This window comes from Roseovarius sp., assembly GCF_018066915.1.
In the GTDB taxonomy this organism is placed as follows: domain Bacteria; phylum Pseudomonadota; class Alphaproteobacteria; order Rhodobacterales; family Rhodobacteraceae; genus Roseovarius.
This window is the reverse complement of record NZ_JAGPVV010000037.1, coordinates 1-7,553: the sequence shown is the minus strand read 5'-3', so window position 1 is coordinate 7,553 and position 7,553 is coordinate 1. Positions and strand designations below refer to the sequence as shown.

At 63.4% G+C, this 7,553-nt stretch carries 8 protein-coding genes and 1 pseudogene; 6 read left to right on the top strand and 3 right to left on the bottom strand.

Going from position 1 to position 7,553, the window contains the following annotated elements; translation table 11 throughout:
* Window positions 1-230: 230 nt before the first annotated feature.
* A complete protein-coding gene (locus tag KBT70_RS02065) occupies window positions 231-1,106 on the top strand; it encodes a dioxygenase (protein WP_296628199.1) in 876 nt (291 codons plus the stop codon).
* A gap of 93 nt (window positions 1,107-1,199) precedes the next feature.
* Window positions 1,200-2,090 carry a LysR substrate-binding domain-containing protein gene (locus tag KBT70_RS02060; protein WP_296628196.1) on the top strand — a complete coding sequence of 297 codons (891 nt, stop codon included), beginning with the start codon at window positions 1,200-1,202 and terminating at the stop codon, window positions 2,088-2,090.
* Window positions 2,091-2,139: 49 nt separating this feature from the next.
* Here KBT70_RS02060 and KBT70_RS02055 read toward each other — a convergent pair whose 3' ends face one another.
* The 3 genes from KBT70_RS02055 to KBT70_RS02045 form a co-directional block, all read right to left on the bottom strand.
* Window positions 2,140-2,406, bottom strand: a complete 267-nt coding sequence (locus KBT70_RS02055) for a glycine zipper 2TM domain-containing protein (RefSeq protein ID WP_296628193.1) — start codon at window positions 2,404-2,406, stop codon at window positions 2,140-2,142.
* Between the two features lie 102 nt (window positions 2,407-2,508).
* Complete coding sequence (locus KBT70_RS02050; protein WP_296628191.1) at window positions 2,509-3,414, bottom strand: DMT family transporter; 906 nt, start codon at window positions 3,412-3,414, stop codon at window positions 2,509-2,511.
* A complete protein-coding gene (locus tag KBT70_RS02045) occupies window positions 3,411-4,439 on the bottom strand; it encodes a DMT family transporter (RefSeq protein WP_296628189.1) in 1,029 nt (342 codons plus the stop codon). Before KBT70_RS02045 ends, KBT70_RS02050 begins: the two co-directional genes overlap by 4 nt.
* Before the next feature lie 326 nt (window positions 4,440-4,765).
* Between KBT70_RS02045 and KBT70_RS02040 the strand changes: the two genes are divergently transcribed.
* The 4 genes and pseudogenes from KBT70_RS02040 to KBT70_RS02025 all read left to right on the top strand — a co-directional run.
* Entirely contained in the window at window positions 4,766-6,076 is a 1,311-nt protein-coding gene (locus KBT70_RS02040; protein WP_296628187.1) for a helix-turn-helix domain-containing protein, read from the top strand.
* Window positions 6,077-6,145: 69 nt separating this feature from the next.
* Window positions 6,146-6,514 (top strand): response regulator, encoded by a 369-nt coding sequence (locus tag KBT70_RS02035; protein WP_296628184.1) that lies wholly within the window; start codon window positions 6,146-6,148, stop codon window positions 6,512-6,514.
* The gene (locus tag KBT70_RS02030; protein WP_296628181.1) at window positions 6,511-6,777 is read left to right on the top strand and encodes a hypothetical protein; all 267 of its coding nucleotides are present in this window, start codon (window positions 6,511-6,513) and stop codon (window positions 6,775-6,777) included. The genes KBT70_RS02035 and KBT70_RS02030 overlap by 4 nt, the downstream gene beginning before the upstream one ends.
* Window positions 6,778-7,553 (top strand): annotated as a pseudogene (locus KBT70_RS02025) (sodium:solute symporter); the annotation flags it as partial.

The window sequence follows — 7,553 nt, the reverse complement described above, 5'->3', positions numbered from 1 at the left end:
AGCCGTGCCTCTATCTCGCGAAATCTGTCGATCACCTCTGCCTCCCTCTTGATGCTGCGGATGTGCTAGAGGTGGCATTTAAGAGGCCGGTTGATCCATGCCGGACGGGGTATCACGCGATACCGCCTGCGGCATTGGTTTGACGCCCGCCTTGACCGACAACGAGGACCACAGGGCGTGCCCCGGCCAGCCCCATGCCATATGAAACCCGCCCGTTTGGAGGAGAACCCATGGGAATCGTCAATCTTGAGAATATCACCGATGTGGTGATCGCGAGCCTCGGCAAGCACGGTGATATCACCGACCGCCAGCGCGAGATCATGACCGCGCTCATCCGCCACCTGCACGCCTTTTGCAAGGATGTGAACCTGCAACATGGCGAGTTCCTTGAGGGCTGCGAATACCTCAAGCGCGCAGGCCAGACCTGTGACGAGAACCGCCAGGAATTCATCCTTCTGGCCGATATTCTGGGGGTCGAAGTGCTGGTGGACATGCTGTCCAATCCGGTTGAAGGCACCGAGAGCGAGTCGACTGTTCTAGGGCCATTCTACCGCGAGAACCCGCCCGTTCTGCCCAAGGGGGCCTCGACCATCCAAAAGCATTACGACAACGAGGAAACCGCCTATTTCGAAGGTTATATCCGCGATGCGGCGGGCAATGGCCTTGCCGGTGTCACGCTCGACGTCTGGGAAGATGCGCCCAACGGGATTTACGAAAACCTCGACCCCGATCAGCCAGAATACAATCTGCGCGGCCGGTTCGAGACCGATGCGCAGGGCCATTACGCCTTTGTCGCCGTGCGCCCCGTGCCCTATCCGATCCCCGATACCGAAACGGCGGGCGAACTCTTGCGCTACATGGGCCATCACCCCAACCGCCCCGGCCACATGCATTTCATCATCTCCAAGGAGGGGTTCCGCCCGCTGATCAGCCAGATCTACGACGGCGAGAGCAAATGGCTCGACAATGACAGCGTCTTCGCCGTCAAGGACAGCCTGATCGGCACCTTCAAACCCGCCCCCAAGGAGCTTGGCACCGATCTGCACTTCACCTTCGATTTCGTGCTCAAGGCGGATGCCGCGGCGCAGGCCGTCGCCGCCGAGTAAGTCACCCCCTCCCTGCAACCTCAAGCCCCCGTCACGCGGGGGCTTTTTTTACGCCCGCAACAGGCTAGGCTGGTCATGGGGCTGGAGGGTGCCATGAATTTCAAGCAACTGACCTATTTCATCGCGGTGGCGGAGGAATTGCACTTTGGCCGCGCCGCCGAACGGCTCGACATGGCGCAACCGCCGCTCAGCCGCCAGATCAAGCAGATCGAAGAAGAGTTGGGCGCAATCCTCTTCAACCGGGGCCGCAGCGCCATCAGCCTGACACAGGCGGGCGAACGGTTGCTGGAACGCGGGCGATCCATTCTTGCGCAGCTTGAGGATACCAAGCTCGAAGTGCGCCGCTTGGGTCAGGGGGCCGAAGGGCGGCTGCGTGTGGGCTTCGTCGGCTCGGCCACCTTTGGCATCCTGCCCACCATCATCAAATCCTTCCGCGCCAATTACCCCGAGGTCAATCTGAGTCTCAACCCGATGAACAATGCGCAACTGCATCGCGCGCTTGTGTCCCGCGAACTCGATGTGGCCTTTGCCCGGCCCGCCCTGCGTGACCCCGAATTCGTGACCAAGGAGTTGATGGAGGAAAAGCTGATCCTTGCCCTGCCCGACACGGTCGACACCGGCGGGCGCACCGTGGCCAAGCTCGAGCGGCTCGAGACGCATAATCTGGTGCTATACCCCGAGCATCCCCGACCCAGCTACGCCGATTTCGTGCTCAAGGCGGTTGAGGACGCGGGGTTCACCGCCCCCTTGCGCCTATGGTGCATGGATTTGCAAACCGCGCTCAGCCTTGTGGCAATAGGCGAGGGCGTGTGCATCGTGCCCGAGTCCGTCTCCACCGCGCCGCGCAAGGGCATGAAATTCCTGCGGATCGAGCCAGAGATTGCCCGCACCAGCCTGTCGGTCAATCACCGGTTGGACGAACAGGGTGTGCATGTGCACAATTTTGTAAAGCTTGCGCAAAAGGTCGCGCGCAAACAGTTCTGAGCGGCGGGCACAGCGCCCGCCGCCTCGTTGCTCAGCAAGGCACCAAGCGTCAGCAAGGCACTGTGCGATAGGTGCCGTCGCCGTTGGAATAGGCGCATTGGTTGCGCGCGGTGTTGCGCGCCACCAGCGTGCCCGCCGCCGCCCCAGCCAAGGCCGACACAACCGTCCAGCCGCTATCGGCATCAAAGGCCGAGGCCAGCAAGGCACCCCCGGCAGCACCCGCCGCGCCGCCGATCAGTTCTCGGTCGCTGACGCCCTGCATGCAGCCTGCCAAGGCAAGGCTGGTAACGCTGGCAAGAATGAGACTGCGGTTCATAATCTTTCCCTTTCCGTTCTTGGTTCAAACACATCGTCCAAGATAACGCAGGGGAACGGGTTTTGTTCCTTGGGCCAAACTCTATCGGCAGGGGATTGCCGATCAGAGCATCGGCGGCGGCGGCCTGCGCCGCGCCCCCGACAGCGCATTGCCCGCAATCGCCCCCAAGAGGATCGTCCCGCCAATGAGCGTGTTGGTCGTCGCCGTCTCGCCCAAGATCAGCCAGACCCAGACCGGCCCGAGCACCACCTCGGCCAGCGACAAGAGCGTGAGTTCCGCCGCAGGCACGGTGCGCGACCCAATGGTGTAAAGGATCAGCCCCAGCCCCACCTGAAACACCCCCATCCCGAGCGAGAGCGCCGTGTCGGCGTTGGATATCCGCAGCGATAGCCCCAGCCAGAAACAAATCGCCGCCATCAGCGCCATGCCGAAGAGGCCCGAGAGAAAGATCGCGGGCATCATCTCGGTCGCCTTGCCCCATCGCAGGGTGATGGTGAAAGTGGCAAAGCCCACCGCCGACCCGATGGCCGCGAGATTGCCCACAAGTGCTGCCCCCCCGAACTTGTCCCAGACCATCACCGCAATGCCACAGCCCGCCACCACGATGGCAACCCAGGTTTGCGGCCGGACATATTCACGCAACACAACCCGCCCGAGGATCGCGGCCAAGAGCGGCGAGCAGGCAAAGAGCATCATTGCATTGGCTACAGACGTGGTCTGAATCGCAAAGATCGCGCCGGTATAGGCCGCCACCAGCGACAGCCCGCCAATCATCCCCGGCCAACCCATTTGCAGCGCAAGGCGCAGCGCATCCTGCCCGGTGCGCAGGCGGATCACCCCATAGAGCAGCAGGGTCATCGACGCGGATCGGTAGAACAGGATCTGCCAGACCTGCGCCTCGTCAACCAGACGGATGCCCAAGCCCACGGTGGACCAGACCAGACCGGCGAGAAACACGAGGAGATAGCCGCGCAGATCGCGCTCGGATCGCGTGAGAACGGTGGTCATTTGGGGCTTTCGTCGTCAGAGATATGCGGCGGCAGGGGGCTGCCGGGGGCAAAGATCGCCTCTGCGGTCACAGGCGGCTCGTCGCTGTGGCGCGCGGCGCGCAATTCGCGCCAGCCCAGATAGAGCCCCGAGGCAATGATCAGCGTCATGCCCGCCAATGTGTTGACGGCCGGCACCTCATCCCAGAGCACATAGGCGAGGATTGCGGCAAAAGGCAGGTAGGTATAGTCGAACGGGGCCACGAGGCTGGCGTTGGCAACCTGATAGGCGCGCGAAATCAGCGAATAGGCGGCCATGCCGATCGCCCCCAAGAGCGCCAGACGCGGCAGATCGTCAAACGCTTCCTGCGGCACCTCCCACCGCAGGTGATGGGTGGCGGGCGTGATCTCGATCACCTGATTGACCAGCCAGCCCATTGGCAGGATTAGGATGCCCGCAAAGGTCAGGGTGTAGAGCCCTACGGTCAGCGTGCTTTCGCGGTCGCCGATCTTGCGGGCGATGATCTGGGACAGCGCATAGGTCACGGCGCAGAGAAAGGGCAGGATCGCGGCCCAAGAGAAATTGTCGCCCGTCGGGTTCATCGCAATGAGCACGCCGACAAAGCCCACGACAAGAGCCACGCTGCGGTGCGGACCGATGGTTTCGCGCAGAAAGATCGAGGCCAACAGCGCCGTGATCAGCGGGGCCGAGTAAAAGATCGTGCTGACCTCAGCCAGCCCCATAAACGGGAAAGCCGCGTAGAACATCGAAAAGCCAGAGGCAAAGAGAAAAGCACGGATCAGATGCAGCGGCCAGAGCGGCGTCAGCAGGCGATGCGGCTTGCCCAGCCACAGGATCAGCGGTGTCATCACCAACAGCGTCACGATGGAGCGCACGAAAATCAGCAGCCAGACCGGATAGATGGTCAGCAGCGTCTTCATCATCGCGTCCTGGCCGACAAAGAGCAGCATGGCAATTTCGACGCAGAGTATCCCTTGCAGCGCGCGTGAGGGCGCGGGGGCGGGCTGTGCCGAAAGCGTGGCCATGACGTTCCATTTCTTAGCTGTTGGCGCGGGGCCACTGACCTGCAGGCTGAGCAGATCGAAACCGACTGTCGCGTCATTTTGCGACGTGATCGCGTAAAAAGAGAGCAGGCCGCGAATAGAAGCGACAGCGCCCACGGGCGAGGGTCACGGCCCGCAGGGTGAGGATCGCTTGCAGCAGGGGCGCGGCTCGGTTAGGGGCGAAACAATCTTGCGCAAAGCAAATATCTTGTGGAACAAATCGCTTGTAAACTTATAGACAAGCGCTGCGCGTCTGTTGTAAAAAAATTCTCGCACCTCTCGCTTCCCCCCGCAAAAGGACACGCCAGATGCCGGACCGGCTCATGATCGGCACCAGAATCCGCGAGAGGCGGGTTCTGAACGGCATGCGGCAATCGGATCTGGCGCAGCGGGCCGGGATTTCGCCCTCCTACCTCAACCTGATCGAGCACAACCATCGCCGGATCGGCGGCAAGACCCTGCTCAAACTGGCCGAGGCGCTCAAGGTCGAGCCATCGCAATTGACCCAAGGGGCCGAGGCCACCTTGATTTCGGGTCTGCGCGAGGCAGCGGGCAAACCCCGCACCGATGGGCCGGAACTGGACCGGACCGAAGAATTCGCCGGGCGCTATCCCGGCTGGGCCAGTCTCTTGAGCGATCTGCATCGGCGCACGCAGGCGCTGGAGCGCACCATCGAAACCCTGACCGACCGATTGGCCCATGATCCTTTCCTTGCGGATTCGCTGCACGAGGTGATTTCGGCGGTGACAGCCATTCGCGCCACCTCTTCGATCCTCGTGGAAACCGACGCGATCGAGCCGGAATGGCAGGCGCGGTTTCACCGCAACATCAACGAGGACAGCGCCCGCCTGACCGAAGGCGCGCAGGCCCTTGTGCGCTATCTCGAGGCGGCCCCAAATACCGAGGCCGACCTCACCTCGCCACAGGACGAGATGCACGCCTATCTGGCCGCGCGCGGCTATCACCTGCCCGACCTCGAACGCGAGATGGCCGGACCGCGCGACGTCGCCCGTCTGATCGACGCCGCTGCCGCCGAAGGCATGTCTGGCCCGGCCCAGAACCTGACGCGCGAGGCGCTCTTGCGCTATATGGAGGATGCGGCTGCCCTGCCGCTGCGGGCGTTTCTGGCGCGGGTGGGCACGCTTGGGCTGCGCCCCGACCGTCTGGCCGAGGCGACGGGCGCGGATATGGCGCGGGTATTCCGGCGTCTGGCCAGCCTGCCCGAGGCCGAGGTGGGGCCAGTCGGGCTGGTGATCTGCGATGCCTCCGGCACGCTGACGTTTCGCAAGCCGATTGCCGGGTTTGCCACGCCGCGCATGGCCGGGGCCTGCGCGCTCTGGCCGCTCTATCAGGTTCTGAGCCAGCCGCAGGTGCCACTGCGCTTGCGGCTGCGACAGGCCGGACGCGGGGCCGAAGTGATCGAGGCCTTTGCGGTGGCTGCCCAGACCGGGCCAGCAGGCTTTGACCGCCCGCCCCTGATGCAGGCGCTGATGCTGATGCTGCCAGATCCCGGCGAGGCGGGCGGCGCGGTGCGCCCCATGGGGGTGAGTTGCCGGATATGTCCACTGGCCGATTGCGCCGCACGACGCGAGCCGTCGATTGTCGCGGAAGGGATGTGACAGGATGGACAGACAGAAAATCAGACGCGCGGCACGGACCGCGCGCGCAACGGAGGGGAGGCCGGTTGCATGAGTAAGAGGGTTCTGGTGATCGAGGACGAACCGAACATCATCGAAGCTGTCAGCTTTATCCTCTCGCGGGATGGCTGGGAGGTAAAGACCCACGCGAATGGCCATGATGCGATGGAGGCGGTGCGCGCCCGCGCGCCCGATCTTGTCATTCTCGACGTGATGCTTCCGGGCAAGAGCGGCTTTGACATCCTTCAGGAAATCCGCGCCGATGCTGTCTATGGCCGCATGCCCGTCCTGATGCTGACGGCCCGGGGCCAGACCAAGGATCGCGAGATCGCGGAACGCGCCGGGGCAAGCCAGTACATGACCAAACCGTTTTCCAACGCCGATGTTCTGGCGGCGGTGCGGGCGCTGGTCGTGCCATGAGCCCAGAACGCGGCCCGCTCTTTCTGGCGCGGCGCACCTATCGGTTGCGGCGGCTCTCGGATGCGGCGCGCATGCTGCCGATTGCGGGGGCCGTGCTCTTTGCGGTGCCGCTCTTGTGGGAGACAGAGGGCGTGCGCACCACGCGGGCGATGTTCTATATCTTTGGCCTCTGGATCGTGCTGGCGGTGATTGCCGGCGTGATCTCGGCACGGCTGCGCCCGACCGAGAGCGAGGACATCCCGAAGGGAACGCAGGAGCGATAGATGACGATCCTCAACGTCCTCATCCTCGTGTGCATTCTCTACGTGGTGTTTCTCTTTGCCGTGGCCTTTGCGGCAGATCGCGCGGCGCTGCGTGGACGCGGAAGCTGGCTGCGCTCGCCCTATATCTACACGCTGTCGCTGTCGATCTATTGCACCGCCTGGACATTCTATGGCGCGGTCGGCTTTGCCGCGCGGTCGGGGCTGGAATTTGTCACCATCTATCTGGGGCCAACGCTCATCATGATCGGCTGGTGGTGGACCCTGCGCAAGATGGTGCGGGTGGGGCGCAGCCAGCGGATCACCTCGATCGCTGATCTCATTTCCTCGCGCTATGGCAAGTCCAACCTGCTTGCCGTGATCGTGACGGTCCTCGCGGTGATCGGCACCACGCCCTATATCGCGCTGCAATTGCAGTCGGTGACGCTGTCCTTTGCCGCCTTTGCAGAAACCGATCCCACCGCCACGACCCTGCCTGACATGCAATCCACAGCCCTTTGGGTGGCGGGGGGGCTGGCGCTCTTCACCATTCTCTTTGGCACCCGCAATCTCGATGCGAACGAGCGGCATCACGGTGTGGTCATGGCCATCGCCCTCGAAGCGGTGGTCAAGCTCTTTGCGCTGCTGGCCGTGGGGGTCTTTGTGGTCTGGGGCCTCTCGGGTGGGGTGGCGGCAACGCTCGACCGCATCGACGCCTCGGCCATAGCGCGGTTCGAGGTCTCGGGCAGTCGCTGGGTTGGCCTGACCATGCTGTCTGCAGTCGCCTTTCTCTGCCTGCC